Genomic DNA, 26,078 nt, shown 5'->3' on the forward strand with positions numbered 1-26,078 from the left:
TATGTCCTCCCGTTACTCTGGGTTGTCCGCGAGAGATTGTGCCGCCCGGACGCAGTGGGCGAGCGCGCGCCGGGCGTAGTCCGGGGAGGCACCCGCGAGTCCGCACGCCGGAGTGACGGTGACCGCCTCCGCGAGCAGCTCCGGACGCAGCCCCAGCCTGCGCCACAGCGTTCTGACACCCGAAACGCTACCGGCAGGGTCTGACAATGCCGTGTCCGTGCCCGGCACGACACCGGCGAACAGCCGGGTGCCGCCCTCGACGGCCTCGCCGATCGCGTCGCCGTCACGCTCGGTGAGGAGCGCGAAGTCGAAGGAGACGCCCGCGACGCCCGCCCGGCGCAGCAGGGCGAACGGCACGTCCGGCGCGCAGGAGTGGACCACGACCGGACCGCCGTCGTGCACCCCGGCGACCTCGCGCAGCGTCGCCTCCACGACCTGGCGGTCGACGGCGCGGTGGGTGCGGTAGCCGCTGGCGGTGCGGACCTGGCCGCGCAGCACGGCGGTGAGGGAGGGTTCGTCGAGCTGGAGGACGGGGCGGGCGCCGGGGACGCGGCGCCGGATCTCCGCCAGGTGCAGGCGCAGGCCCTCGGCGAGCGAGGCGGCGAGGTCGCGGCAGGCGCCGGGGTCGGAGAGGACCGCCTCGCCGCCCCGCAGTTCCAGAGCCGCGGCGAGGGTCCAGGGGCCGACGGCCTGGACCTTCAGCGGGCCCTCGTATCCCTGGGTGAACTCCTCCAGAGCGTCGAGGTCCTCGCCCAGCCAGGCGCGGGCGCGTTTGGTGTCCCGGCCCGGACGGTCGCCGAGCCGCCAGCCGCTGGGCTCCACGCGCGCGTACAGCTCGACGAGCATCCCGGCGGTGCGGCCGATCATGTCGGCGCCGGGGCCGCGGGCGGGCAGCTCGGGGAGGAAGGGGAAGTCCTCGAAGCTGCCGGTGGCGGTCTTGGCGGCCTCTCGGGCGTCGTGGCCCGGGAGGCTGCCGATGCCGGTGGCGGGGGCGAAGTCGTCGTTCACGGGGCAAGCGTACGCAGGGGTGCGGGGCTTGATCTCGCCCCCGCCGCCCCTTGCGGGAGGGCGCTCACCGTCCCGGGCGCACCGTCAGGTCGTTGACCTCCGCGTCCCTCGGGAGGTCCAGGGCCATCAGGATGGTCGTGGCGACGGACTCGGGGTCCATCCACTTCGCCGGGTCGTAGTCCTTGCCCTCCTGCTGGTGGACCTTGGCCTGCATGGGGCTGGCCGTGCGGCCGGGGTAGACCGAGGTGACGCGGACGCCGTTCGCGTGCTCCTCCTGGCGCAGGCCGTCGGCGAGGGCCTTCAGGCCATGCTTGGAGGCGCCGTACGCGGCCCAGCCGGCGTGGGTGGCGAGGCCCGCGCCGGAGTTGACGAAGAGCACGTGGCCCTGGGCGACGCGGAGCAGGGGCAGCAGGAGGCGGGTCAGCTCGGCGGGGGCGACGAGGTTGACGTTGAGCTGGTTGAGCCAGGTCTTCGGGGTGAGGTCGCCGACCGCTCCGAGGTCGACGACCCCGGCGATGTGCAGCAGCGAGTCCACCCGGTCGGGCAGGCTCTGGTGGGAGAGGGCCCAGGACAGCTTGCCGGGGTCGGACAGGTCGCCGACCAGCGTCTTCGCACCGGGGAGCGCGGCGGCCAGTTCCTTGGCGCGGCCCGCGTCGCGCGCGTGGAGCACGACCTCGTCGCCGCGTGCGTGCAGGCGGCGGGCGACGGCCGCGCCGATGCCGGAGCCCGCTCCGGTGATCACATGTGTAGCCATGCCCGCCATGCTCGCATCACGGGCGCCCTACTCGATGCCCTGGCTCTCCTCCAGGTAGGCGAGCGCGCCCACCGGCTCCTCGGCGAAGAAGACCAGCTCGGTGAGGGGGCGGGGCAGGAAGCCCTCGTCCTCCATGCGGCGGAACTGCTCCTTGAGACCGTCGTAGAAGCCGGCGGTGTTGAGCAGGACGACCGGCTTGTCGGTGTGCCCGTGCTTCTTCAGCTCCAGGATCTCGGTGGCCTCGTCGAGCGTGCCGGTGCCGCCCACCATGATGACCACGGCGTCGGCCTTCTCCAGCAGCAGCCGCTTGCGCTCGGCCAGGTCCTTCGCGATCACCATCTCGTCGGCGCCTTCGCGGGCCTTGGCCGCCAGGAAGTCCACCGAGACCCCGAGCAGCCGTCCGCCGGACTCCTGCACGCCGTCGGCGACCACCTTCATCAGACCGACGTCGGAGCCGCCCCAGACGAGGGTGTGCCCGCCCTTGCCGAGCAGTTCGGCGAACTCCTTGGCGGGACGGGTGTAGCGCTCGTCGAGGTCGGCGGCGGAGAGGAAGACGCAGATGTTCATGGCGTCCACCGTACGGCCCGGTCCGGAGGGGAAGAACCCTGCCTACGGGGACGCTGTAGTACGTGACGCAGACCACTGCCACCAGGAGGACGACCGTGACCAAGGGACTCAAGGGACACCGCATCTCCGTCGAGTCGAGCGACCGGCACGTGCGCGTGGTGCACGACGAGCAGGTGCTCGCGGAGAGCGACGGCGCGCTGGTACTGCACGAGACGGGCTGTCCCGACCGGTACTACATCCCGGCCGAGGACGTGCGCCTCGACCTGCTGACGCCGTCCGGCACGACCACCCACTGCCCCTTCAAGGGCGACGCGTCCTACTGGTCGCTGCCCGACACCGCGGACCTGGTGTGGGCCTACCCGGACCCGAAGCCGGAGGTCGCGGAGATCAAGGACCACCTCTGTTTCTACGAAGTCGAGGTGTCCTGAGCGATGAAACCGGTGCCGTAGGGCAGTCTGCACAGGCATGGAGATGACGACTGTTTCGCGTGACGGCACCCGCATCGCCTACGAACGCTCCGGGCGGGGACCGGCGGTCGTGCTCGTCAGCGGCGCCATGTCGACCGGCGCCACGATGGCGCCGCTGGCCGCCGAGCTGTCGGGCCGTTTCGACGTCACCGTGTACGACCGCCGGGGGCGCGGCGAGAGCGGCGACACGGCGCCCTACGCGGTGGAACGCGAGATCGAGGACCTGGCGGCGCTGATCGAGGCGGTGGGCGGCGAGGCGTCGCTGTACGGCATGTCGTCGGGCGGCGCGCTGGTGCTCCGGGCGGCGGCGAGCGGTCTGCCGCTGCGCCGGGCCGCCGTGTACGAGGTGCCGTACGCCATGGACGACGCCGCCGCGCGGGCGGCTGCCCAGTACACGGAGCGGCTGACCGAGGCGCTGGGGCAGGGCAGGCGCGGGGACGCCGTGGAGCTGTTCCTGCGCCACAGCGGGCTGGGCGAGGAGATGATCCGGGGTGCCCGGCAGTCCCCGATGTGGGCGGGGATGGAGTCGGTGGCGCCGAGCCTCGCCCACGACGACGCCGTGCTGGGCGACGGCCGGGTGCCCCGCACCGAGATCGCCGGGATCACCGTGCCCCTGCTGGTGCTCGCGGGCGGCGCGAGCGACGCGTGGTGGCACGAGGCGGCCCGCGCGATCGCGGAGGCGGCCCCGGAGGGCACCTACGGCACCGTGGACCGGCAGACCCACATGGTGGAGCCGGGCGTGCTGGCGCCGGTGCTGGCGGAGTTCCTCGCCGGGTGAGCCGGCGCGGTCGTGCACCTCAGGGACGGCTCGGCGACGGCTCCGCGACGACTCGGCGACGGCCCAACGACGGCTCAGGCCGCGCCCGCCGTGGCCCGCGTCGTCGACGCGATGGTCGCCGAGCCCACCACGCGCGTGCCGTCGTACAGCACGATCGCCTGGCCGGGGGCGACGCCGCGGACCGGCTCGGTGAAGGTCACCTCAAGGGTGCCGTCGGCCAGTTCGGCGCGGACCTCGGTCTCGCCGCCGTGGGCGCGCAGCTGGGCGGTGTAGGTGCCGGGGCCGGTGGGGGCGGCGCCGCACCAGCGGGGCTTGATCGCGCGGAGGGCGTCGACGTCGAGGGCCTCGGCCGGGCCGACCGTGACGGTGTTGTTCACCGGGGAGATGTCCAGGACGTAGCGCGGCTTGCCGTCGGGCGCGGGGGTGCCGATCCTGAGGCCCTTGCGCTGCCCGATGGTGTAGCCGTAGGCGCCCTCGTGGGTGCCGAGCCGGTTGCCCGCCTCGTCGACGATGTCGCCCTCGGCCTTGCCGAGCCGGTCGGCGAGGAAGCCCTGGGTGTCGCCGTCGGCGATGAAGCAGATGTCGTGCGAGTCGGGCTTCTTGGCCACCGCGAGGCCCCGGCGCTCGGCCTCCGCGCGGATCTCGTCCTTGGTGGTGACCGTGTCGCCGAGCGGGAACATCGCGTGGGCGAGCTGCCGGTCGTCGAGCACCCCGAGGACGTAGCTCTGGTCCTTGGCCATGTCGGAGGCGCGGTGCAGCTCGCGGACGCCGTCCTCGCGCCGGATCACCTGGGCGTAGTGGCCGGTGCAGACGGCGTCGAAGCCGAGCGCGAGGGCCTTGTCGAGGAGGGCCGCGAACTTGATCTTCTCGTTGCAGCGCAGGCACGGGTTGGGGGTGCGCCCCGCCTCGTACTCGGCGACGAAGTCCTCGACCACGTCCTCCCGGAAGCGGTCGGCGAGGTCCCACACGTAGAACGGGATGCCGATGACGTCGGCGGCGCGGCGGGCGTCCCGCGAGTCCTCGATGGTGCAACAGCCCCGGGCGCCCGTGCGGAAGGACTGCGGGTTCGCGGAGAGCGCCAGGTGGACGCCGGTCACGTCGTGCCCCGCCTCGGCCGCGCGGGCGGCGGCGACGGCGGAGTCGACTCCGCCCGACATGGCGGCGAGGACGCGGAGGGGGCGGGTGCGCTGCGGGGTCTCAGTCATAACTCCTCCAGAGTACGGGGGAAGCGGGAACCGGAGCGCGCGAGTATGCGTTGAAGATCGCATGGGGGCGAACCAGGGATCCACGAGCGGGTCCACACCGGGCGGGCCGGCCGGCGGCGGGTCCGCGGACGGCGACCGGCGCATCGGCCGCCGGGCGCTGATCGTCGGCGGGGCGGCGGCGGCCGTGGGCACCGGTGTGCTGGCCCGCGACGAGCTGTCCCGGCTGTGGTGGCGGCTGCCGGGCGTCGAGCGGCCCCGCGAGGACGGCGTGGTCGACTACGCGGGCGCCCGCTGGGTGGCGGCGTCGGACGCGAACTGGCGGCGGGCGGACCGGCCGGACGACTTCGGCATCGACATGGTGATCGTCCATGTCACGCAGGGCAGCTTCGACAGCGCGGTGCGGGCCTTCCAGGACCCGGGGCACAAGGCGGCCGCGCACTACATCGTCGGGCAGGACGGGCGCGTCACCCAGATGATCCGCGAGCTGGACGTGGCGTACCACGCGGGCAACCGCGACTACAACGAACGCAGTGTCGGCATCGAGCACGAGGGCTTCGTGGACCGCCCGCAGGACTTCACCGACGCGATGTACACCGCCTCCGCGCGGCTGACCGCGGGGATCTGCGCGCGATACGGCATACCCGTGGACCGGAAGCACGTCCTCGGCCACGTCGAGGTGCCGGGCACCGACCACACCGACCCGGGGCCGCACTGGGACTGGGACCGGTACCTGAAGCTGGTGCGGCGGGCGGCCACGAGCGCGCCGTCGAAGCCGCCGACCAAGGCCTGAGCCCCGGCGGGCCCGGCTCTCGGCGAGGCGGCCCGCGCCTTACGACAGCCCCGCGGCCCGGGCGCGTTCCACCGCCGGGCCGATCGCCTTGGCGACCGCCTCCACGTCGGCCTCGGTCGAGGTGTGCCCCAGGGAGAAGCGCAGGGTGCCGCGGGCCAGGTCGGGGTCGGTTCCGGTGGCCAGCAGGACGTGGCTGGGCTGGGCGACGCCCGCGGTGCAGGCGGAGCCGGTGGAGCACTCGATGCCCTGGGCGTCGAGCAGCAGGAGGAGGGAGTCGCCCTCGCAGCCGGGGAAGGTGAAGTGGGCGTTGGCCGGGAGGCGGCCCCCGGGCGCCGGGTCGCCGCCGAGGATGGCGTCCGGGACGGCCGTCCGGACGGCGTCGACCAGGTCGTCGCGCAGGGCGCCGATCTCGCGGGCGAACCACTCGCGCTGCTCGGCGGCGAGACGCCCGGCGACCGCGAAGGAGGCGACGGCGGGGACGTCGAGGGTGCCGGAGCGCACGTGGCGTTCCTGGCCGCCGCCGTGCAGGACGGGGACGGGCGTGTACTCCCGGCCGAGCAGCAGCGCGCCGATGCCGTAGGGGCCGCCGATCTTGTGGCCGGAAACAGTCATGGCGGCGAGCCCGGAGGCGGCGAAGTCGACCGGGATCTGACCGAAGGCCTGGACCGCGTCGGCGTGCAGCGGAACGTCGAACTCGGCGGCCACGTCGGCGAGTTCCCGGACCGGCATGACGGTGCCGATCTCGTTGTTGGCCCACATGACGGTGGCGAGGGCGACGTCCCCGGGGTCGCGGACGATGGCCTCGCGGAGCGCCTCGGGGTGGACCCGGCCCTGGGCGTCGACCGGCAGGTACTCGACGGTGGCGCCCTCGTGTTCGCCGAGCCAGTGCACGGCGTCGAGGACCGCGTGGTGCTCGACGGGGCTGGCCAGGACCCGGGTGCGGGCCGGGTCGGCGTCGCGTCGGGCCCAGTACAGGCCCTTGACGGCGAGGTTGTCGGCCTCGGTGCCGCCGGAGGTGAGGACCACCTCGCTGGGGCGGGCGCCGAGCGCCTCGGCGAGGGTCTCGCGGGCCTCCTCGACGGTGCGCCGCGCCCGGCGGCCGGACGCGTGCAGGGAGGAGGCGTTGCCGGTGGCGCTCAGATGCGCGGTGAGCGCCTCGACCGCCTCGGGAAGCATCGGGGTGGTCGCGGCGTGGTCGAGGTAAGCCATGGTGCGGCCGATTCTACGGGGCGGTTCCGCCCGCTCTCAGACCAAGGTTGGCCTCGTCGGGCAGCGGCCGGGACGAGACGGTGAGGTGGTTCACAGACTCCAGGACATGGTGCTGTCCGCGGACATGAAGGCGACCAGGACCAGCAGGTCGGCGACGCCCAGGCCGAGGCCGAGGAGGGCCCGGCCGCGGCGGGCGGTGCCGCGCCACAGGGCGACGCCGGCCAGAGCGATCGCGATCGGGCCGAGGAAGACGTTGAGGACCAGCAGTCCGAGGAGTCCGAGGACGAAGGAGGCGACGGCCATGCCGTCGGTGTCGTGGATGCCGGTACGACGGGTGGTGCGGATGGTGCGGGGGCCTTCGGTGGTGCGGTCGGCCGGTGCGGTGAGCCGCATGGTGTTCTCCCTGCCGTGCGTCGGTGGAGGTGCGTCAGTGGGCGGAGGCGCTCCGTCGGCGGCCGTGCCGCTCGCGGATCGCGAAGATGCCGAGCCAGACGGCGATGACCAGGCCGGCCGCGAGGGAGAAGGTCAACGGTGCGTGGGCGACGGCGCCCAGGACCACACCGAGGAGCAGAAGTGCGACGACGAGAAACAGCATGGAACGGTTCCCCCAACCTTGTGTGGACGCTTCGGTGAACGATTGTGGTTACAGTTGTTCACTGACTTCTCAGTCTAGCGCGCCGCACGGCTTTTCAATTCCGGAGAACAGTTGTTAACTGCATGGCATGAGTCACACCCCCGGCGTTCGGCAGGCACAGAAGCAGAAGACCCGGCAGGCGCTCCTGGACGCGGCGCTCGGCCTGCTGGAGGAGCAGAGCCTGAGCAGCCTGGGACTGCGCGAGGTCACCCGTGCCGTGGGGGTCGCGCCGACCGCCTTCTACCGGCACTTCCACTCCACGGCGGATCTCGGCGTGGCGCTGGTCGAGGAGGCGCTGGGCAGCCTGCACCCGATGATCCGGAGCACGATGTCACCGGCCGAGGACGACGAGGAACGCATCGCCCGCGCGGTCGAGTTGATCGCCACTCATGTGGCCGCGCACCCGGCCCACGTCCGTTTCATCGCGCGGGAGCGGCACGGCGGCGTGCAGCCGGTGCGCCGGGCGATACGGGAGCAGTTGGCGCGGTTCACCGAGGAGGTGCGGGCCGAGCTGGCCACGGACGCGTCGGCGGCGGGCTGGAGCGAGACCGACCTGCGCATGCTGGCGGGCCTCTACGTCGACCAGATGCTGATCACGGCCTCCCTGTTCCTGGAGACACTGGAGGCCCCGGAAGAGGAGCGCCGCCGGGCCGTCGAGACGGCACGGCGGCAACTGCGGCTGATCAGCGTCGGCCGCACGCACTGGCTGGACTGAGCACTGGCTGGACCGAGTACGGGCCGGCCCGAGGAGCCGCCGGGTCAGCCGAGCCGGACCCGGGCGAGTTGACGGGACTGGGCGACCAGGCGGTCGGCGCTGTCCCAGACCTCGGCGTCCTCCTCCAGGAAGCCGCCGGCGAGGTTGCGGGTGGTGATGGAGACCCGCAGCGGGCCCGGCGCCGGACGGCACCGCACGTGCGCGGTCAGCTCGACCGTCGGCACCCAGCCCTTGAGCCCCAGTTCGAAGGCGGTCGGCGGCAGCGCGTCCACCGCGAGGAGCAGCGAGAGCGGATCGGCGTCGCGGCCGTCGGCGAGGCCGAACCAGGCCCGCATCTCCCCGCGGCCCGAGGGCTGCCCCAGCGCCCAGCCCAGGGTGGCGGGGTCGAGCTTGAGCTTCAGCCGGTCGGCGATCGGTGAGCCGCCGTCGACGGGGGCAGGGCCGTCCTCCGGCCCGAAGCACTGCTCCACCGGCGGGATCGCGGGCGGCTTCGCCGAGGTGCGGACGTCGTCGGGCAGCGCGTCGAGGTCGCCGTAGGAGGCGAGGACGCGGATGCGCTCGACCTCGTTGCCCTCGTCGTCCCGCTGGAGGAGTGAGGCCTGCCCGGTGGAGAGGGTGCGCCCCGTGCGGACGGTCTCGGTGCGCACGACCGCCGGACCGGGCCGGGAGGTGGTGAGGTAGTGCGCCGAGACGGTGAAGGGGTCGGGATGCGGGAGCGCGTCGCCGAGGGCCCGGCCGAGGACGGCCAGCAGATAGCCGCCGTTGACGGCGTCGAAGATCGTCCAGCCGGCCGAGAGGTCGGTGTCGTAGACGCCGGGGGCGCGTCGGGTGACGGCGGTGTCCCGGTCGAACTCGCTGTCGCCGATGGTGGCCCGTACGGCCGCTGCGGAGGCTGCTTCTGGCATGACTGCACGGTACAACAGGAAACTACTAAGCGGTAGCTTTCCCCTCCTTCCCCTCCTTCCCCTCCTTCCCTTTCCTCCCTTCCTCCCCTGCTCCCTTCCCTTCTTCCTGGTGTTCCCTCGCGCGCAGGTAGCTCTCCAGGTGCGCCGCGCCGGTCACCATCGCCCGGCCGCGGGCAAAGACGCGGTCGTGCCACTCGCGCAGGGCGGCCTCCAGCGGCTCCAGGCCCCCGGCCGACCGCACCTGGGCGAGCACGGACGCGATCCGCTCCAGTGGATAGCCGCCCCGTCTGAGCTGGTGGGCGAGCCGGGCGTCCCGTACGTCGGCCTCGTCGTAGCGGCGGTATCCGGTCACCGGGTCGCGCCGTGGGCGCACCAGCCCGGCCCGCTCCCAGGTGCGCAGGGTCGCCGGCCGGATGCCCAGTTCTCCCGCCAGCGCGCCGATGAACCCGCCCGCGACCGGCGCGCCCCCGGCGGCCTCGGGCACCAGGTCCCGCAGCGCGCCCTCCACGGCCTCCAGCGTCCGCCGGTCGTCGAGCAACTGGGCGTGGCTCTCGTCGATCAGCCGGAGCGCGTCGTCCGGCGCGCCCTCGTTCACTGCCCGCATCACCGCGGCCGCCGTCCGGTGCCCGTGGCCCGCCACCAGGCCGAGGAACGCGTCCAGGGCACGGGCGTGCAGCGTGGTGTAGACGCGGTAGCCGTGGGCCGTGCGAGCGGCGGCCGGAAGGATGCCGTCCGCCTCGTAGTTCCTGACCGCCTGCGCCGACAGACCGTGCGCGCGGGCCAGGTCGACGGGCTTGAGTCTTCCTCCGTTTTGAAGGTTGGCTACCAAAAGTCCCACACTCTCGCGGAAAAGTTTCAACCGAGACTTCAACGATACCGTTGAAGCCATGGCTGACCGCATCCAGGACATCGCCCGCCCTCTCGACGCCGCCGCCGTCATGCGGCTGTTCCCGGCCCCGCCCCGGCTACTCGCCCTGGGCGAGCCCACCCACGGCGAGGACACCCTGCTCGACGTACGCGACGACGTCTTCTGGCAGCTCGTCGAACGGCACGGCTACCGGACGATCGCGATCGAGAGCGACTGCCTGATGGGGCTGGTCGTGGACGACTACGTCACCCGGGGCACCGGCACCCTCGACGAGGTCATGGCGCACGGGTTCAGCCACGGCTTCGGTGCCAGTGCGGCCAACCGGGAGCTGGTGCGCCGGATGCGCGCGTACAACGAGGACCGGCCGGCGGACGAACGGGCCCGCTTCGCCGGTTTCGACGGCCCGCTGGAGATCACCGGTGCCGCGAGCCCCCGGCAGGCGCTCACCGCGCTCCACGGCTACCTGTCGGCCGCGGTGGACCCGGCCCTGCTCCCCTGCACCCGGCAGACGCTGGACCGCCTGCTCGGGGCCGACGACCGGTGGACCGAGCCCGAGGCGATGACGGACCCCGCCCGGTCGGTGGGGCGGTCGGCCGGGGCCGGGGAGCTGCGCACGCTCGCCGCCGACCTGGTGTCGCTGCTGGACGAGCAGACGCCGCACCTGCTCGCGTCCGGCGCACCGGACGACTGGGACCGGGCGCGCCTGCACGGACGTACCGCGACGGGCCTGCTGAGCTATCACTACTGGATGGCCGACACCGCCCCGGCCCGCATGACCCGCATGCTGGGCCTGCGGGACCGGATGATGGCCGACAACCTCCTCGCGCTCGCCGACCGGGGGCCGACGCTGGTCCACGCCCACAATTCCCACCTCCAGCGCGAGAAGAGCTCGATGCGGATGTGGCAGGGCCCGATGGAATGGTGGAGCGCCGGCGCGCTCGTGGCCGCCCGGCTCGGCCCGGAGTACGCCTTCGTCGCCACGGCGCTCGGCACGATCCGGCACCAGGGCGTGGACACCCCGCCGCCGGACACCGTCGAGGGGCTTCTGTACGCGCTGGGGGAGGACCCCTGCGTCCTCGACCCCGCGCTCCTGGCCGACGCCCTCGGCGACCCCCGGCCGGCGCCCCGGATGTCCCCCTGGTTCGGCTACGCCCCGCTCGACCCCGGACACCTCGACTCGGTCGACGGCCTCGTCTTCGTCGGGGACATGCGGCGCCCGTGAGTGGAGGGCCGGTGGTCAGTCCCCCTCCACCACCGTCGACCGGCGGTTCCAGGCGCGCGGCGCCCGCCAGTGGAAGCGCAGGGCGAGCAGCCGCAGGACGAAGGCCGTGACGACCGCGAGCCCGCTGGTGAACGGGGTGAGCGCTTCGTAGCGGATGCACAGGGCGACCATCGCGGAGCCGACGATCGCCGGGACGGCGTACAGGTCGCGGTCCCAGCGCAGCAGCGAGGGGACCTCGTTGGCGAGCACGTCGCGCAGGACACCGCCGCCGACCGCGGTGGTCAGGCCCAGGCAGGCCGAGGCGGTCAGGCCGAGGCCGTAGTCGTACGCCTTGGTGGTGCCCGCGACGCAGAACAGGCCGAGCCCGGCCGCGTCGAAGATGTTCACGCCGGTCTGGAGCCGCTCCACGTGGGGGTGGAGGAAGAAGACCAGCAGCGTCGCGAGCAGCGGGGTGAGGAAGTACCCGAGGTCGGTGAAGGCGGCGGGCGGCACCGCGCCGATCACCAGGTCCCGGAACAGTCCGCCGCCCAGCGCGGTGACCTCGGCGAGGACGGCGATGCCGAAGACGTCGAAGTTCTTGCGTACGGCCAGCAGCGCGCCGGAGATGGCGAAGACGAAGATGCCGACCAGGTCGAGCGTGTGCTGGACGGTGGGGCTGAAGAGTTGCTCGTACACCCTTCCATTCTTACCTGCCGTAGAGCCCCCGCCTTACAAACGAAGGCGGGGGCTCTCAGGCAGGGCGCAGTGAACGCGGTCACTTCTCCTTGGCGGGAGGCTCCTCGTCGGTGCTCTCGGCACCCTCCGCGACGGGCTCGTCGCCTTCCGAGGCGGCCTCGTCCGAGACGACATCGTCCGACGCGGCATCGTCGGAGACGACATCGTCCGACGCGGCCTCCTTCGACGCGGCACCGTCCGAGACGGCGTCCTTCGAAGCGGCGTCCTTAGAAGCGGTGTCCTCCGAAGCCTCGACCTCCGCGGCCACCGCCGCCGAGGTCGCCGCCGACTCGGCCAGCGCGTCCTCCGACACCAGCTCCGCCGCCTCCTTGGCGGCGCTGAGCAGGACGACGTCCTGCGGGGCCTGGTCCTCGAAGTTCTCCGGGTGGTGGCAGGCCACCTGCTGGCCCGGCCGCAGCTCCTTGAGCGGCGGCTCGGTGGTCGTGCAGATCTGCGTCGCCTTCCAGCACCGGGTGTGGAAGCGGCAGCCGCTCGGCGGGGCGATCGGCGAGGGCACGTCGCCCTTGAGCAGGATGCGCTCGCTCTTGGCGCCGCGCCGTGCCGGGTCCGGGATCGGGACGGCCGACATCAGCGCCTTGGTGTACGGGTGCATCGGCGTCTTGTAGAGCAGGTCGCGGTCGGCCAGCTCCATGATCTTGCCGAGGTACATCACCGCGATGCGGTCCGAGACGTGCCGGACCACCGAGAGGTCGTGCGCGATGATCACGTACGTCAGGCCCAGCTCGCTCTGGAGGTCGTCGAGCAGGTTGACGACCTGGGCCTGGATCGACACGTCGAGCGCGGAGACCGGCTCGTCGGCCACGACCAGCCTCGGGTTGAGCGCGAGCGCGCGGGCGATGCCGATGCGCTGGCGCTGGCCGCCGGAGAACTCGTGCGGGTAGCGGTTGTAGTGCTCGGGGTTGAGCCCGACCACCGACAGCAGCCGCTGGACCTCCTTCTTGACCCCGCCCTCGGGCTGGACGCCCTGGAGCTTGAAGGGGGCGCTGACGATCGTGCCGATGGTGTGGCGCGGGTTCAGCGAGGAGTACGGGTCCTGGAAGATCATCTGCACGTCGCGGCGCAGCGGACGCATGCCGCCGACCCCGAGGTGGGTGATGTCCTTGCCCTGGAACTCGACCTTGCCGGCGGTCGGTTCGAGGAGCCGGGTGATCAGCCGGCCCATGGTCGACTTGCCGCAGCCGGACTCGCCCACGACGCCGAGGGTTTCACCGGAGCGGACCTCGAAGTCGATGCCGTCGACGGCGCGGACGGCGCCGACCTGGCGCTGCAGCAGGCCCTTCCTGATGGGGAAGTGCTTCTGCAGCCCGGTCACCTTGAGCAGGGTTTCGCCGGGGGCCGCACCCTTGGTGAGGGTGGCGGTTTGGGCGGACTTGCTCTCGGTGCCGTCGCTCTGCGCGGGGATGGCCACCGCTTCGTCCTTGGCTTCGTCGCTCACAGCTTCGGCGCAATCTCTTCGGTCCAGATACGCTCCCGCTGCTCCTGCGACATGTGGCAGGCGGCCCAGTGCTTGCTGCCGACCTCGGTCAGCTCGGGGCGGACCGTGCGGGTGACGTCGTCCTTGGGCACGTCGGCGTACGGGCAGCGCGGGTTGAAGGCGCAGCCGGACGGGAGGTTGATGAGGGAGGGCGGCGAGCCCTTGACCGGGATGAGGCGTTCCTGCTGGTCGCGGTCGAGCCGCGGCATCGAGCCGAGCAGGCCCCAGGTGTAGGGGTGCCGGGGCTCGTAGAACACCTTCTCGGCCGGACCGCGCTCCACGCACCGGCCGCCGTACATCACCAGGAGGTCGTCGGCCAGCTCGGCGACGACGCCCAGGTCGTGGGTGATGACGATGACCGCGGAGCCGAACTCCTTCTGCAGGTCCCGGATGAGGTCGAGGATCTGCGCCTGGACGGTGACGTCCAGGGCGGTGGTCGGCTCGTCCGCGATGAGCAGCTCGGGGTTGTTCACCAGCGACATCGCGATCATCGCGCGCTGGCGCATACCGCCGGAGAACTCGTGCGGGTAGCTGTCCACCCGCTTGTCCGGCTGCGGGATGCCGACCCGGTCGAGCATCTCCACCGCGCGGCGCTTGGCGGTCTTCTTGTCCACCTTGTGGTGGATGCGGTACGCCTCCACGATCTGCTGGCCGATCGTGTAGTACGGGTGCAGCGCGGACAGCGGATCCTGGAAGATCATCGCCATCTCGCGGCCGCGCAGCTTGCGCACGTGGTCGGGGTCGGCGGACAGCAGCTCGGTGCCGTCCAGCCAGATCTCGCCGGAGATCCGCGCCTTGCGCTTGCCGTACTGGCCGGCGGTGTGCAGGCCCATGATGCCGAGCGAGGTCACCGACTTGCCGGAGCCGGACTCGCCCACGATGCCGAGGGTCTTGCCCTTCTCCAGCTGGAAGGAGAGCCCGTCCACGGACTTGACCAGGCCGTCGTCGGTCGGGAAGTGGACCTTGAGGTCGCGTACTTCCAGGAAGGCGGTCGGCGCGGGCGAGTTGCCGGTGGGCTCGCCCACCGCTGCCCCGCTCTTGCTCAGTTCGGTCATGCGAGCCTCACTCGGGGGTCGATCACGGCGTACAGGATGTCCACCACGAGGTTGGCGATCAGCACCGCGAGAGAAGTGATCAGGACGACGCCCAGGATGAAGGGCAGGTCGTGGTTCTTGATCGCGTCCAGCACCTTCTGGCCGAGGCCGGGCAGGCTGAACGTGGTCTCGGTCAGGATCGCGCCGCCCATCAGGGCGCCGAGGTCCATGCCGAGCATGGTGAGCAGGGGGGTCAGGGTCGATCGCATCGCGTGCTTGCTGATGACGACCTGTTCCTTGAGTCCCTTGGCCCGCGCGGTGCGGATGTAGTCCTCGCCGAGGATCTCCAGCATGGTGGCGCGGGTGATCCGGGCGTACATCGCGGCGTACAGGAAGGCCAGGGTGATCCAGGGCAGGATCATGCCGCCGAGCCATCCGGTGAGGCTGTCCTCGAGCGGTACGAACTCACCGTCGATCCAGCCGAGGCCGTAGGAGAAGATCGCCAGGCTCAGCAGACCGGTGAAGTAGATGGGGAGGGAGACACCCGCCAGGGCGACGACCATCGCGCCGCGGTCCCACAGCGTGCCGCGCTTGAGGGCGGAGAGCACACCGGCGGCCACGCCGAAGATCAGCCACAGCACGGCGGCACCCAGCGCGAGAGCCAGGGTCACCGGGAAACGCTCGGTCAGCACCGGCCAGACCGACTGCTCGGTCTTGAAGGAGTAGCCGAAGCAGGGCGCGGCGCATTGGGTCACGTCGCCGCCGGCCGCGTAGGTGCGACCCGCGAAGATGCCCTTGAAGAACTCCCAGGCCTGGACGAGGACCGGGTCGCCCAGACCCAGCTTCTCCCGCACACCCTCGACGGCGGCGGGGTCCGCCTGCTTGCCGACGAAGTTCAGGGCGATGTCGACCCCGGCCCACTTGGGGACGAGGAAGAAGATGCAGAAGACCACCAGGATGATGACCACGAGCATCACTGCGGCGGCGAACAGCCGCCTGATGAGGTAAGCGAGCACGGGTTGCGGCCCGCTGCGTCCCGCGGGCCGCCGGAGATTGTCCGGCGGCCCGCGGTCACGCCGCGCCGGCCTTCACCTGCCTTTCGTGCCGTACGGCGGGTGTACCGGTTACTTCTTGGGGTTCTTCAGACCGATGTTCACGAAGTCGTACATACCGCTGTAGGCGTCGGTGGTGTACACGTTCGCGATGTTGCTGGAGCGCCAGTTGATGAACTTCTCGAAGACGAAGGGCAGGTAGTACGCGCCCTCCATCACCTTGTGGTTGATCTCCGTGGCGATCTGCTTCTTGCCCGCGTCGTCCTTCGCGGTCAGGTAGTCGGCGAAGAGACCGTCGATCTTCGGGTCGTCGATCATCGCGAAGTTGTTGTTCGCGCTGTCGAGGATGTAGTCGCTGTGCCACAGCGGCAGACCGTAGCCCTGCACGGACGGGAAGTCCGGGCCCCAGCCCATGATGATGATGCCGTAGCCCTTCTTCTGCACGTTGGTGGGGCTACCGATGACGCTGGCGTACTGCGAGCCGTCGTACTGGTCGATCTCGACGTCGATGCCGACCTTCTTCAGCGAGGCCTGGAGGGACTCGGCGGTGGCGACCTCGACCGGCTTGTTGTTGCGGACCGCGATGGTGGTCTTGAAGCCGTTCGGCTTGTTGCAGGCCTTCAGCTCTTCCTTGGCCTTCTCGACGTTGCCCTTCTTGTTGGCACCGGCCATCTCGTACGGGTCGTACTTCTGACCCTCGGAGCCCGGGACGGCGGGCGGCAGCATGTTGGTGCCGATGTCGCCGCCGGCGACCGGGCCGCCGCGCGCGGTCTGCAGGGAGACGTGGTCGGCCCCGTAGAGCACGGCCTTGCGGCAGTGGATGTTGTCGAACGGCTTCACGTTCTGCGGGAACGCTGCGTACCGGATGTAACCCGAGACCGGGTTGTCCAGGTTGGCCTTGTGCTCCTTCAGGGCGGTGGTGCGGCCCTGCGGGGACAGACCGGTCTGCGCCAGGTCGATGTCGTAGTCGCCGGCGATGAGGCGGGCGTCCATGTCGTTGGCGTTGGTGAAGAACTTGATCGTGATCTTGTCCGGGTACGCCTTGCGGACCGGGTCCGAGCTCTGCTTCCACTCGGTGTTGCGGACCAGGGTCAGGTCCTTGCCGGGGTTGTAGGACTCGAACTTGTACGGGCCCGAGGAGAACGGGTGCAGGCCGTACTTGGACTTGGTGTCCTTGTCCTGGCGGACCGGGGACGCCGAGGTCAGCGCGAGCATCTCCTCGAAGTCCGAGTTGGCCTGCGGCAGGTGGAAGACGATGGTCTTGTCGTCCGGCGTCTCGATCGCCTTCAGACCGAGCTTGTCCTTGGACGTGTCCTTGTACGGGCCCTTGTACTCGCCCTCGGGGTCGAGCACCTCCTTGAGGTACGTCGGGCCGCCGGACAGCACGTCCTGCGCCCAGACGCGCTCGATGCCGTACTTGACGTCCTTGGAGGTGATCGGCTTGCCGTCCTCCCAGGTGACGTCGTCACGCAGGGTGTACGTGTAGGTCTTGCCGTCGTCCGAGACCTTGGCGACGTCGGTGGCGAGGTCGGGGGTGGTCTCGGCGCCGGCGGCACCCGGCTCGGTCTTGTTCGTGACCAGCTGGCGGCTGTAGTAGCGGGAGAAGTCCCACATGAAGCCGTAGTAGCCGCGCGTGGTGTCCCACGAGTCGGCGTCCTGCGTGCTGGCGAACTTCAGCGTGCCGCCCTTCTTGGCCTCGGAGGCCTGGGCGACCTTGTTGTTGGCTGCGTCGTAGCCGGCCGCGCCGTTCTTCGAACCGCCGCCGCTGTCGTCGTCGCCGCCTCCGCCGCACGCCGCCGTGGTCAGCAGCGCGGCGACCACTGCGGCAGCGGCCAAAGCCTGCTTGCGCCGCCCTGAGGTGCGTTGGGTAGTCACGATCTCGGATCCTCCGGATTAGATGAGAGACCCCGTGCAGGTGCCACGGGTCGCTTTGCGGTACGGCAGGGTCAGCGGGACCCCTTCGGGTCCAGCGCGTCGCGCACGCCGTCACCGAAGAGGTTGAAGGCAAGAACGGTGATGAAGATCGCCACACCGGGGACCACCATGTACATGGGGTCCGACTTGTAGTAGTCGATCGCGCTCGAGAGCATCTGCCCCCACGACGACGTGGGCGGCTTGACGCCCACACCCAGGAAGCTGAGCGCCGCCTCGGTGAGGATGTTGGTGGGGATCATCATCGTCGTGTACACGATGATCGGCGCCACCAGGTTGGGCAGCAGTTCCTTGAAGAGGATGTAGAACCGTCCGGCCCCCAGCGACCGGGCCGCCTCGACGTACTCCCGTTCGCGCATCGAGAGTGTCTGACCGCGGACCACGCGACCGATGTAGGGCCAGCCGAAGAAGCCGATGACCACGATCATCATGAGCAGGCGCACGCCCGTGCCGCTCAGTCCGAGCATGTTGTCCGGCATGACGGAGACCAGGGCGATGATGAAGAGCAGCTGCGGGAAGGCCAGCAGGCCGTCCATGATCCGGCAGATGAGGGAGTCGACCCAGCCGCCGAAGAAGCCCGCGAGGACACCGAGGACGGTGCCGAGGACCACGGCCACCATCGCGGACAGGAAGCCGACCAGCAGCGAGATCCGGGCGCCGTGGACGATGCGGGCGAAGATGTCGCGGCCGTTGACCGGCTCCACGCCGAGCCAGTGCTCGCCGCCGAGGCCGCCCAGGGAACCCGTGGGGGTACCGAACAGCGGGTCGATCATGTCCTCGTTGTACGCGTTGGGGTCCTGCCCGTAGAGCGAGGTGATCAAGGGCGCGAACACGGCGACCACGACGAGGACCAGCACGACGATGCCGCCCGCGAGGGCCAGCTTGTCCCGCTTCAGGCGCTCCCAGGCGATCCGGCCCAGGGAGCGCCCTTGTACCGACTTGGCCTCGGCGCCGGCAACCGCCGCTTCCTCTGCCGCACTCGGGGCCGCTTCCGCGGTCGGCTCGTGCAATGGTGCCGTCATCTGGCAGGGACCCCTCTCAACCGGCGGTAGCCGGCCCGCACTTGCCGCTGTAGCGGCGTGATCAGTCCGTCGTACAAAGAGGCGAGCATCCACCCCTTGTTGCGGGAGTCTTCAACGCTTTGGCGATCTGTAGCCAGACTTGACGGGGAATGGATGCGCAACCGTGATGCTGTTTGAGGTGTTCCGTTATCCGGACAGTGGGTAACGGGGGCCGGACACGGGCGAGTTGGGACATCGGGGACAAGGTGGCGCTTTGCGTCGTCATCTACGCGCGAAGATCGCCTCTGCCGACCGGAGGACCGACCCCGCCGCCGTCAGTACCGGCTACCGGCCGGAGGGTATCCGTACCCGCCCGCCGGCGCCTGGGCGGGGGCCGGAGCGTGGGCCTCGCGGTCGTAGAACGGGCGCGCGTTGGCGCGCAGCCACAGCGCGACCGGGTCGTCGGTGTCGGTCATCGCCACCGTCGACACCGGCAGCCCGTCCGGCACCGCGCCGACGGACTGCTGCATCATGGCGCGCACCGCGTCGACGGCCGGCGGGGAGGTGTCGTACACGTCCAGGCCGATGGCGAGGTACGGCGCGCCCAGCGCGGGCTGCACCCAGGCGCGGCGCAGCGCGCGGACCGCCGGGGTGCGGTGGGCGTTCTGCGCGAGCAGGGCGTAGAACTGGGGGATCTCGATGGCCGGTTCGGACAGCCGCAGCGGCCCGGCGGGCTGACGGTCCAGGCCGGAGGCGATGCGGCGCAGGTCGAGCCAGGGGATGCCGACGCCGCCGCCGGGGGCGTGCGGATTGAGCCACAGGCCGTAGTGGTCCGGGTACAGGGCGCGGGCCACCTCCAGGCCGTCGACCACTTCGTACGACCGGTTCCAGCCGCTGGCCGAGAGCTCCTGGGCGGAGGTCACGCAGGGCGCGTAGCCGTAGCCCTCGATCTCCATGTTCCCGTACTGGGCGTCCGGGGAGCCGGCCTGGCCGTGCCACAGCAGCATCCAGACCTGGCCGGAAGTGGGGGTGGCGAGGGCGCGCAGCAGGGCCTCGTAGGCGTCGTAGCGCCCGGGCGTCACCTGGCGCAGCATGTGCTCGACCTGTCCGGTCGTGGTGCCGCTGGCGCTCACGCGTATCGCCCCTTCGAGAAGTTCCCCCGGTGTTGGGACCAGCTTAAGGCTCCGCCGGGTGCGGGGGAGGTCTGGAGCTCGGGGTGTGCGGTCCTTGTTCGGCTGCGGCGCCGTCGTGGCTTGTCGCGCAGTTCCCCGCGCCCCTGACGGCGTTTCCCATACCGGTGTTTACAAGTCACCGTTGTAGAAGGGCCTGACCTTCTCCCGCATCCAGTCGCAGACCGGGTCCTGGGCCGCTTCCAGGAGGACCAGGTTGACCTGGTACTTCAGGGGGGACTTGGCGAGGGCTCGGCCGAGGGCGTCCAGGGGGAGGGTGCGGGCGTCGTCCTCCCAGTGGGTCAGTTCGACGCCGACGAACAGGACCGGGTCGGCGGTCTCGACGGCGGCCAGGCAGCGGCGCGCGCTGCGTACGACGCCGGTGGCGGCGAACTCGGCGGAGGCCGCGGCCAGGAAGTCCACCGGGTCGTCCTGCCAGTCCGGCTCGAAGAGGCGGACCCGGCCGCCGGAGGAGGGCCCGTCCAGCGGGGTGCGCCCGGCCCGGCACAGCTCGGCCACGGCGGGCGGCGGCAGCGGGATGCCGACCACGCCCTCCGGGTTCACCGCGATGCCGACCTGCGGGGGCAGGCCGCGGGCGAACTCCGCGGCGGGGGCGACGGTGTACGCCATGTGCGCGCCCGCGACCTGGCGCAGCTGCTCCTCCGAGCTGAACACCGGCACGTAGGCCTGGCCGTCGATCTCCAGCGACGGCAGGTCGAGGGGGCCGCTGTGCGGGCCGCCGCCGTTCGGCAGCGGGATCCACAGGAAGCTGCGGCCGAGGACCTCCACGATCCGGCCGCCGGCCGCCGGGATGCCGAGGGAGGCGGACAGCACCTCCTCCAGCTCGTTGCCTGGCCATCCGCCGTGCGGGTGGGGGTGCGTCTGTGCCGGGAAGTCCATCTGCCTACCTACCGCCTGCCTGGTACCGCCGTTCGTGGCTGAAAGGCTAACCCGTTCGGCCCCGGGGCCCTACCGTGCGTCACCCCGTGAAGGCGATCCGCCGCAGGGTGTCGGCCGCCGCCCGGTCGAGGACGACCGCCGAGGAGCAGCCCGCGGGCAGCGTGCCCTCGGTCACCGCGCGCAGCAGGCGGGAGTTGGCCGCGCGGTGCCGCAGGAACGCGTACCGCGACACGCCCCGGCCGCGCTCGCGCTGGCCTGCCAGGGCCTCGCCGGGGGCGACGTCGAGCAGCAGCAGGTGCAGGGTGCCGTCCCGGCGCCGGGCCTCGCGGGCCAGCCAGCCGCGCACCCAGGCCTGGGTGCCGCAGTCGTGCACGACGACGCCCTCGCCGGAGCGCAGCGCGCGGCGCAGTCCGGCGTAGTGGGCGAGGCGGACGAGGGGGCGGTAGAGCGGGTACGGCAGGAGACGCGGCATGCGGCGGTCCCAGCGGTCGCGGGTGTCCTGGGAGTCGATGCGGCCGCCGCGCACGGTGCGCCGCATCAGCGTGGACTTGCCGCTGCCGGGCAGGCCGGTGATCACCACCAGGTCCCGGGGTCCGAAGAGCAGGGCGTGCGGGCTGCGGCCGTCGCGGTCTCTGAGGTCGCGGACGACGGGTGCGGTCAGCGGGGCGCATGCCTCGGGGGCCGGGGCGGCCGGCTGCTTGGGCAGCGCGAGTCCCGAGGTCGTGGCGTACGCCGTGGTCCTGTTCACCGTGATCGTCCTCCCCTGGGGCGGTACACGAGTACCTCCCCGTCGAGTGTAAAGAGAAGGTAATGCGCGGGTCTCGCGTTTTCGTTCGCTTACTGCCACAAGCCGGTTACAGATCACGGTCTGCCACGGATCGCCCGGGCATGCAATGATGGCGGCGCCAACTGCATACCGGCCGTTTGAATCCGCGCGGGAGAGTCCCCGGCCGCGCCGGGGCGCCGAAGGAGCAAGTCCCTCCCTTGAATCTCTCAGGCCCCGTTACCGCGCGGGCGAGGCACATCTGAAAAGCGGACCGCCCCCGACGGCGGTCCCACCCAAGGTGCAAGCCCTGATCGCCGTACTCCGGTGGCCGTGGCGAACCTCTCAGGTTCCGATGACAGATGGGGAGGACCGACCTCGCCACGTCCTGTCCTGGGAGACGACCGACCGATGAGCAGTACCGAACCGCGCCGTACCGCGCTCGACGCCACGCATCGCGCGCTGGGCGCGACGATGACCGACTTCGCCGGCTGGGACATGCCCCTGCGCTACGGCTCCGAGCGCGAGGAGCACGTCGCGGTGCGCACCCGCGCCGGTCTCTTCGACCTGTCGCACATGGGTGAGATCACCGTCACCGGGCCGCAGGCGGCCGAGCTGCTGAACTTCGCGCTGGTCGGCAACATCGGCACCGTGAAGCCGGGCCGGGCCCGCTACACCATGATCTGCCGCGAGGACGGCGGCATCCTGGACGACCTGATCGTCTACCGGCTCGACGACACCGCGGCCGTGTCTGCTCACTACATGGTGGTCGCCAACGCCTCCAACGCCCAGGTCGTGCTGGACGCGCTGACCGAGCGGGCGGGCGGCTTCGACGCCGAGGTGCGCGACGACCGCGACGCCTACGCGCTGCTCGCCGTGCAGGGCCCTCAGTCCCCGGGCATCCTCGCGTCGCTCACCGACGCCGACCTGGACGGCCTGAAGTACTACGCCGGTCTGCCCGGCACGGTCGCCGGCGTCCCGGCGCTGATCGCGCGCACCGGCTACACCGGCGAGGACGGCTTCGAGCTGTTCGTGAAGCCGGAGCACGCCGTCGAGCTGTGGCAGGCGCTGACCAAGGCGGGCGAGGGCGCCGGACTGGTCCCGTGCGGCCTGTCCTGCCGGGACACGCTCCGCCTGGAGGCGGGCATGCCGCTGTACGGCAACGAGCTGTCGACCGCGCTGACCCCGTTCGACGCCGGGCTGGGCCGGGTGGTGAAGTTCGAGAAGGAGGGCGACTTCGTCGGGCGCGCCGCGCTGACCGAGGCCGCTTCCCGGGCGGAGCAGAACCCGCCCCGCGTCCTGGTCGGCCTGGTCGCCGAGGGCCGCCGGGTCCCGCGCTCCGGGTATCAGGTCGTCGCGGGTGGCGAGGTGATCGGCGAGGTCACCTCCGGCGCCCCGTCCCCGACGCTGGGCAAGCCGATCGCCATGGCGTACGTCGACGCGGCGCACGCGGCCCCGGGCACCGAGGGCGTCGGCGTGGACATCCGGGGCAGCCACGAGCCGTACGAGGTCGTGGCGCTGCCGTTCTACAAGCGCCAGAAGTAGACACTGGGCGACACCGGCCCCCCGGTGGACACCGGGCGGCGTCGGCCCCCGGTGGACACTGGGCGGCGTCGGCCCCGGTGTCCCCGGCGGCGTCGGCCCCGTGTGACGTACCGCCCCACCACCCCCTTCACCAGCCACTTCCTCGCGTACAGGAGAATTCAGGCCATGAGCAACCCCCAGCAGCTGCGCTACAGCAAGGAGCACGAGTGGCTGTCGGGCGCCGAGGACGGCGTCTCGACGGTCGGCATCACGGAGCACGCGGCCAACGCGCTCGGTGACGTCGTCTTCGTCCAGCTCCCCGAGGTCGGCGACTCGGTGACCGCGGGCGAGACCTGCGGCGAACTGGAGTCGACCAAGTCCGTCTCCGACCTGTACTCCCCCGTCTCCGGTGAGATCACCGAGGTCAACGAGGACGTCGTCAACGACCCGTCGCTGGTGAACAGCGCCCCCTTCGAGGGCGGCTGGCTGTTCAAGGTGAAGGTCACGGACGAGCCGGCCGACCTGCTCTCCGCCGACGAGTACACCGCCTTCGCCGGCGCCTGAGGAGTCACGATCGCATGTCGCTTCTGAACACACCCCTGCACGAGCTGGACCCGGACGTCGCCGCCGCCGTCGACGCCGAGCTGGACCGCCAGCAGTCCACCCTCGAGATGATCGCCTCGGAGAACTTCGCCCCGGTCGCGGTCATGGAGGCCCAGGGCTCGGTCCTCACCAACAAGTACGCCGAGGGCTACCCCGGCCGCCGCTACTACGGCGGCTGCGAGCACGTCGACGTGATCGAGCAGATCGCCATCGACCGGGTCAAGGCGCTCTTCGGCGCCGAGCACGCCAACGTGCAGCCGCACTCGGGCGCCCAGGCCAACGCGGCCGCGATGTTCGCGCTGCTCAAGCCCGGCGACACGATCATGGGTCTGAACCTCGCCCACGGCGGGCACCTGACCCACGGCATGAAGATCAACTTCTCCGGCAAGCTCTACAACGTCGTCCCCTACCACGTCGGCGACGACGGCCAGGTCGACATGGCCGAGGTGGAGCGCCTGGCCAAGGAGACCAAGCCGAAGCTGATCGTGGCGGGCTGGTCGGCCTACCCGCGTCAGCTGGACTTCGCCGCCTTCCGCAAGGTCGCGGACGAGGTCGGCGCGTACCTGATGGTCGACATGGCGCACTTCGCCGGTCTGGTCGCGGCTGGCCTGCACCCGAACCCGGTGCCGCACGCCCACGTGGTCACCACCACGACCCACAAGACCCTGGGCGGCCCCCGCGGCGGTGTGATCCTCTCCACGGCCGAGCTGGCCAAGAAGATCAACTCCGCCGTCTTCCCCGGTCAGCAGGGTGGTCCGCTGGAGCACGTGGTGGCCGCCAAGGCCGTCGCCTTCAAGGTCGCCGCGAGCGAGGACTTCAAGGAGCGCCAGGGCCGTACGCTGGAGGGTGCCCGCATCCTGGCCGAGCGCCTGGTGCGGGACGACGCCAAGGCGGCGGGCGTCTCCGTCCTGACCGGCGGCACGGACGTCCACCTGGTCCTGGTGGACCTGCGTGACTCCGAGCTGGACGGCCAGCAGGCCGAGGACCGACTCCACGAGGTCGGCATCACGGTCAACCGCAACGCCGTCCCGAACGACCCGCGTCCGCCGATGGTGACCTCCGGTCTGCGCATCGGTACGCCGGCCCTGGCGACCCGCGGCTTCACCGCCGAGGACTTCGCCGAGGTCGCGGACGTGATCGCCGAGGCGCTGAAGCCGTCCTACGACGCGGAGGCCCTCAAGGCCCGGGTGAAGACCCTGGCCGACCGGCACCCGCTGTACCCGGGTCTGAACAAGTAGACACCGCGTCCGGGGGACGGGGCGCCGCATCCGCCACAAGCGGCCGGGCGCCCCGCCCCTCGGCACCCCCTCCGCACCACCCCCGTTCTGAGGAGTCCCCGTGGCCATCTCGGTCTTCGACCTGTTCTCGATCGGCATCGGTCCGTCGAGCTCGCACACGGTCGGCCCGATGCGCGCGGCCCGCATGTTCGCCCGCCGCCTGCGCAACGAGGAGCTGCTGGACTCCGTCGCCTCGGTCCGCGCCGAGCTGTACGGCTCGCTCGGCGCCACCGGCCACGGCCACGGCACCCCCAAGGCGGTGCTGCTCGGCCTGGAGGGCGACTCGCCGCGCACGGTGGACGTGGAGACGGCCGACACCCGCGTCGAGACGATCCGGTCCTCCGGCCGCATCAGCCTCCTCGGCGACCACGAGATCGCCTTCTCCTACGACGACGACATGGTCCTGCACCGCCGCAAGGCCCTCCCCTACCACGCCAACGGCATGACGCTGTGGGTGTACGACGCCGAGGGCGCCGAGGTGCTGACCAAGACCTACTACTCGGTCGGCGGCGGCTTCGTCGTCGACGAGGACGCGGTGGGCGCGGACCGCATAGTCCTGGACGACACCGTCCTGAAGTACCCCTTCCGCACCGGCGACGAGCTGCTGCGCCTGGCCCGGGAGACGGGCCTGTCCATCTCCGCCCTGATGCTGGAGAACGAGCGGGCCTGGCGCGACGAGGACGAGATCCGCGAGGGCCTGCTGGAGATCTGGCGGGTGATGCGGGCGTGCGTGGAGCGCGGCATGACCCGCGAGGGCATCCTGCCGGGCGGCCTGAAGGTCCGCCGCCGCGCCGCGAACACCGCGCGCAAGCTGCGCTCCGAGGGCGACCCGCAGGCCCTGGCCATGGAGTGGATCACGCTCTACGCGATGGCCGTGAACGAGGAGAACGCCGCCGGCGGCCGGGTCGTCACCGCCCCGACCAACGGCGCGGCCGGCATCATCCCCGCGGTCCTGCACTACTACGTGAACTTCGTGCCCGGCGCCGACGAGGACGGCGTGGTCCGCTTCCTCCTCGCCGCCGGCGCCATCGGCATGCTCTTCAAGGAGAACGCCTCCATCTCCGGCGCCGAGGTCGGCTGCCAGGGCGAGGTCGGCTCCGCCTGCTCGATGGCGGCGGGCGCCCTCGCCGAGGTGCTCGGCGGCACTCCGGAGCAGGTGGAGAACGCCGCCGAGATCGGCATGGAACACAACCTCGGGCTCACCTGCGACCCGGTCGGCGGCCTGGTCCAGATCCCCTGCATCGAGCGCAACGGCATGGCCGCGGTCAAGGCGGTCACCGCGGCCCGGATGGCGATGCGCGGCGACGGCTCGCACAAGGTCTCCCTCGACAAGGTCATCAAGACCATGAAGGAAACCGGCGCCGACATGTCGGTCAAGTACAAGGAGACGGCCCGGGGCGGGCTGGCGGTGAACATCATCGAGTGCTAGGGCCGCCGCGGAGACGGCGCGGCCATGCGGATCTTCGGTACCAGGACCAAGCTCAGGCCGTAC

Annotated in this window: 27 protein-coding genes and 1 riboswitch; of the genes, 9 read left to right on the top strand and 18 right to left on the bottom strand. The window is 71.4% G+C overall.

Annotation, left to right across the window (positions count from 1 at the left end):
• Positions 1-12 precede the first annotated feature (12 nt).
• The 3 genes from ACH4D3_RS19845 to ACH4D3_RS19855 all read right to left on the bottom strand — a co-directional run bounded on the left by ACH4D3_RS19845 (position 13) and on the right by ACH4D3_RS19855 (position 2,329).
• Entirely contained in the window at positions 13-1,008 is a 996-nt protein-coding gene (locus ACH4D3_RS19845; protein WP_398323669.1) for a methionine synthase, read from the bottom strand.
• Positions 1,009-1,072: 64 nt separating this feature from the next.
• Positions 1,073-1,762, bottom strand: coding sequence for an SDR family oxidoreductase (locus tag ACH4D3_RS19850; RefSeq protein ID WP_398323671.1), 690 nt, complete (start codon positions 1,760-1,762; stop codon positions 1,073-1,075).
• Between the two features lie 27 nt (positions 1,763-1,789).
• Positions 1,790-2,329: a TIGR00730 family Rossman fold protein gene (locus ACH4D3_RS19855; RefSeq protein WP_361011276.1), complete on the bottom strand. Its 540-nt coding sequence runs from the start codon at positions 2,327-2,329 to the stop codon at positions 1,790-1,792.
• A gap of 62 nt (positions 2,330-2,391) precedes the next feature.
• On the opposite strand from ACH4D3_RS19855, the gene ACH4D3_RS19860 reads away from it, so the two are divergent.
• Positions 2,392-2,757, top strand: coding sequence for a DUF427 domain-containing protein (locus ACH4D3_RS19860; protein ID WP_398323673.1), 366 nt, complete (start codon positions 2,392-2,394; stop codon positions 2,755-2,757).
• Between the two features lie 37 nt (positions 2,758-2,794).
• The gene (locus ACH4D3_RS19865) at positions 2,795-3,574 is read left to right on the top strand and encodes an alpha/beta fold hydrolase (protein WP_398323675.1); all 780 of its coding nucleotides are present in this window, start codon (positions 2,795-2,797) and stop codon (positions 3,572-3,574) included.
• Positions 3,575-3,648: 74 nt separating this feature from the next.
• Here ACH4D3_RS19865 and mnmA read toward each other — a convergent pair whose 3' ends face one another.
• Positions 3,649-4,779: a tRNA 2-thiouridine(34) synthase MnmA gene (gene mnmA, locus ACH4D3_RS19870; protein WP_398323677.1), complete on the bottom strand. Its 1,131-nt coding sequence runs from the start codon at positions 4,777-4,779 to the stop codon at positions 3,649-3,651.
• 61 nt (positions 4,780-4,840) lie between these two features.
• Between mnmA and ACH4D3_RS19875 the strand changes: the two genes are divergently transcribed.
• Positions 4,841-5,569 (top strand): N-acetylmuramoyl-L-alanine amidase, encoded by a 729-nt coding sequence (locus ACH4D3_RS19875; RefSeq protein ID WP_398323679.1) that lies wholly within the window; start codon positions 4,841-4,843, stop codon positions 5,567-5,569.
• Positions 5,570-5,608: 39 nt separating this feature from the next.
• Here the strand turns inward: ACH4D3_RS19875 and ACH4D3_RS19880 are convergent, their stop codons facing one another.
• From ACH4D3_RS19880 to ACH4D3_RS19890, 3 genes are all read right to left on the bottom strand, one after another.
• A complete protein-coding gene (locus ACH4D3_RS19880) occupies positions 5,609-6,778 on the bottom strand; it encodes a cysteine desulfurase family protein (RefSeq protein WP_398323681.1) in 1,170 nt (389 codons plus the stop codon).
• Positions 6,779-6,868: 90 nt separating this feature from the next.
• Complete coding sequence (locus ACH4D3_RS19885) at positions 6,869-7,171, bottom strand: DUF4190 domain-containing protein (protein WP_398323683.1); 303 nt, start codon at positions 7,169-7,171, stop codon at positions 6,869-6,871.
• Between the two features lie 34 nt (positions 7,172-7,205).
• Positions 7,206-7,373 carry a hypothetical protein gene (locus tag ACH4D3_RS19890; protein ID WP_398323685.1) on the bottom strand — a complete coding sequence of 56 codons (168 nt, stop codon included), beginning with the start codon at positions 7,371-7,373 and terminating at the stop codon, positions 7,206-7,208.
• A 127-nt stretch (positions 7,374-7,500) separates the two neighbouring features.
• Here ACH4D3_RS19890 and ACH4D3_RS19895 point away from each other — a divergent pair, with 127 nt between their 5' ends.
• On the top strand, positions 7,501-8,127 hold the full coding sequence (locus tag ACH4D3_RS19895; RefSeq protein WP_398323687.1) for a TetR family transcriptional regulator: 627 nt from the start codon (positions 7,501-7,503) through the stop codon (positions 8,125-8,127).
• Positions 8,128-8,171: 44 nt separating this feature from the next.
• Here ACH4D3_RS19895 and ACH4D3_RS19900 read toward each other — a convergent pair whose 3' ends face one another.
• Together ACH4D3_RS19900 and ACH4D3_RS19905 are read right to left on the bottom strand one after the other, a co-directional pair.
• The gene (locus tag ACH4D3_RS19900; protein ID WP_398323689.1) at positions 8,172-9,032 is read right to left on the bottom strand and encodes a thioesterase family protein; all 861 of its coding nucleotides are present in this window, start codon (positions 9,030-9,032) and stop codon (positions 8,172-8,174) included.
• Between the two features lie 25 nt (positions 9,033-9,057).
• Positions 9,058-9,861, bottom strand: coding sequence for a TioE family transcriptional regulator (locus tag ACH4D3_RS19905; RefSeq protein ID WP_398324349.1), 804 nt, complete (start codon positions 9,859-9,861; stop codon positions 9,058-9,060).
• Positions 9,862-9,919: 58 nt separating this feature from the next.
• On the opposite strand from ACH4D3_RS19905, the gene ACH4D3_RS19910 reads away from it, so the two are divergent.
• Positions 9,920-11,122, top strand: coding sequence for an erythromycin esterase family protein (locus ACH4D3_RS19910; RefSeq protein WP_398323690.1), 1,203 nt, complete (start codon positions 9,920-9,922; stop codon positions 11,120-11,122).
• Between the two features lie 15 nt (positions 11,123-11,137).
• Here ACH4D3_RS19910 and ACH4D3_RS19915 read toward each other — a convergent pair whose 3' ends face one another.
• From ACH4D3_RS19915 to ACH4D3_RS19955, 9 genes are all read right to left on the bottom strand, one after another.
• On the bottom strand, positions 11,138-11,797 hold the full coding sequence (locus tag ACH4D3_RS19915; RefSeq protein WP_003973517.1) for a trimeric intracellular cation channel family protein: 660 nt from the start codon (positions 11,795-11,797) through the stop codon (positions 11,138-11,140).
• A gap of 79 nt (positions 11,798-11,876) precedes the next feature.
• Entirely contained in the window at positions 11,877-13,265 is a 1,389-nt protein-coding gene (locus tag ACH4D3_RS19920) for an ABC transporter ATP-binding protein (RefSeq protein ID WP_398324351.1), read from the bottom strand.
• 23 nt (positions 13,266-13,288) lie between these two features.
• Positions 13,289-14,386 (bottom strand): ABC transporter ATP-binding protein, encoded by a 1,098-nt coding sequence (locus tag ACH4D3_RS19925; RefSeq protein WP_398323692.1) that lies wholly within the window; start codon positions 14,384-14,386, stop codon positions 13,289-13,291.
• Positions 14,383-15,381: an ABC transporter permease gene (locus tag ACH4D3_RS19930; RefSeq protein WP_398323694.1), complete on the bottom strand. Its 999-nt coding sequence runs from the start codon at positions 15,379-15,381 to the stop codon at positions 14,383-14,385. The genes ACH4D3_RS19925 and ACH4D3_RS19930 overlap by 4 nt, the downstream gene beginning before the upstream one ends.
• 108 nt (positions 15,382-15,489) lie before the next feature.
• A complete protein-coding gene (locus tag ACH4D3_RS19935; RefSeq protein WP_398323696.1) occupies positions 15,490-17,292 on the bottom strand; it encodes an ABC transporter substrate-binding protein in 1,803 nt (600 codons plus the stop codon).
• A 71-nt stretch (positions 17,293-17,363) separates the two neighbouring features.
• Positions 17,364-18,371: an ABC transporter permease gene (locus ACH4D3_RS19940; protein WP_109036260.1), complete on the bottom strand. Its 1,008-nt coding sequence runs from the start codon at positions 18,369-18,371 to the stop codon at positions 17,364-17,366.
• Between the two features lie 314 nt (positions 18,372-18,685).
• On the bottom strand, positions 18,686-19,483 hold the full coding sequence (locus ACH4D3_RS19945) for an enhanced serine sensitivity protein SseB C-terminal domain-containing protein (protein WP_398323698.1): 798 nt from the start codon (positions 19,481-19,483) through the stop codon (positions 18,686-18,688).
• Between the two features lie 168 nt (positions 19,484-19,651).
• Positions 19,652-20,419 carry an enhanced serine sensitivity protein SseB gene (locus ACH4D3_RS19950; protein ID WP_398323700.1) on the bottom strand — a complete coding sequence of 256 codons (768 nt, stop codon included), beginning with the start codon at positions 20,417-20,419 and terminating at the stop codon, positions 19,652-19,654.
• 79 nt (positions 20,420-20,498) lie between these two features.
• Entirely contained in the window at positions 20,499-21,167 is a 669-nt protein-coding gene (locus tag ACH4D3_RS19955; RefSeq protein ID WP_398323702.1) for an AAA family ATPase, read from the bottom strand.
• Between the two features lie 177 nt (positions 21,168-21,344).
• A riboswitch (glycine riboswitch) is annotated at positions 21,345-21,438 on the top strand.
• A 155-nt stretch (positions 21,439-21,593) separates the two neighbouring features.
• Here ACH4D3_RS19955 and gcvT point away from each other — a divergent pair.
• The 4 genes from gcvT to ACH4D3_RS19975 all read left to right on the top strand — a co-directional run bounded on the left by gcvT (position 21,594) and on the right by ACH4D3_RS19975 (position 26,015).
• Positions 21,594-22,727: a glycine cleavage system aminomethyltransferase GcvT gene (gene gcvT / locus ACH4D3_RS19960; RefSeq protein WP_398323703.1), complete on the top strand. Its 1,134-nt coding sequence runs from the start codon at positions 21,594-21,596 to the stop codon at positions 22,725-22,727.
• Positions 22,728-22,892: 165 nt separating this feature from the next.
• Entirely contained in the window at positions 22,893-23,270 is a 378-nt protein-coding gene (gene gcvH, locus ACH4D3_RS19965; RefSeq protein ID WP_127892517.1) for a glycine cleavage system protein GcvH, read from the top strand.
• A 14-nt stretch (positions 23,271-23,284) separates the two neighbouring features.
• Positions 23,285-24,547 carry a serine hydroxymethyltransferase gene (glyA, locus tag ACH4D3_RS19970; protein ID WP_398323705.1) on the top strand — a complete coding sequence of 421 codons (1,263 nt, stop codon included), beginning with the start codon at positions 23,285-23,287 and terminating at the stop codon, positions 24,545-24,547.
• Positions 24,548-24,647: 100 nt separating this feature from the next.
• Positions 24,648-26,015 carry an L-serine ammonia-lyase gene (locus ACH4D3_RS19975; RefSeq protein WP_398323707.1) on the top strand — a complete coding sequence of 456 codons (1,368 nt, stop codon included), beginning with the start codon at positions 24,648-24,650 and terminating at the stop codon, positions 26,013-26,015.
• Positions 26,016-26,078 lie beyond the last annotated feature (63 nt).

Origin of the sequence: Streptomyces sp. NPDC018026 (genome assembly GCF_044327745.1) — a bacterium.
Taxonomy (GTDB): Bacteria; Actinomycetota; Actinomycetes; order Streptomycetales; family Streptomycetaceae; genus Streptomyces; species Streptomyces rubrogriseus.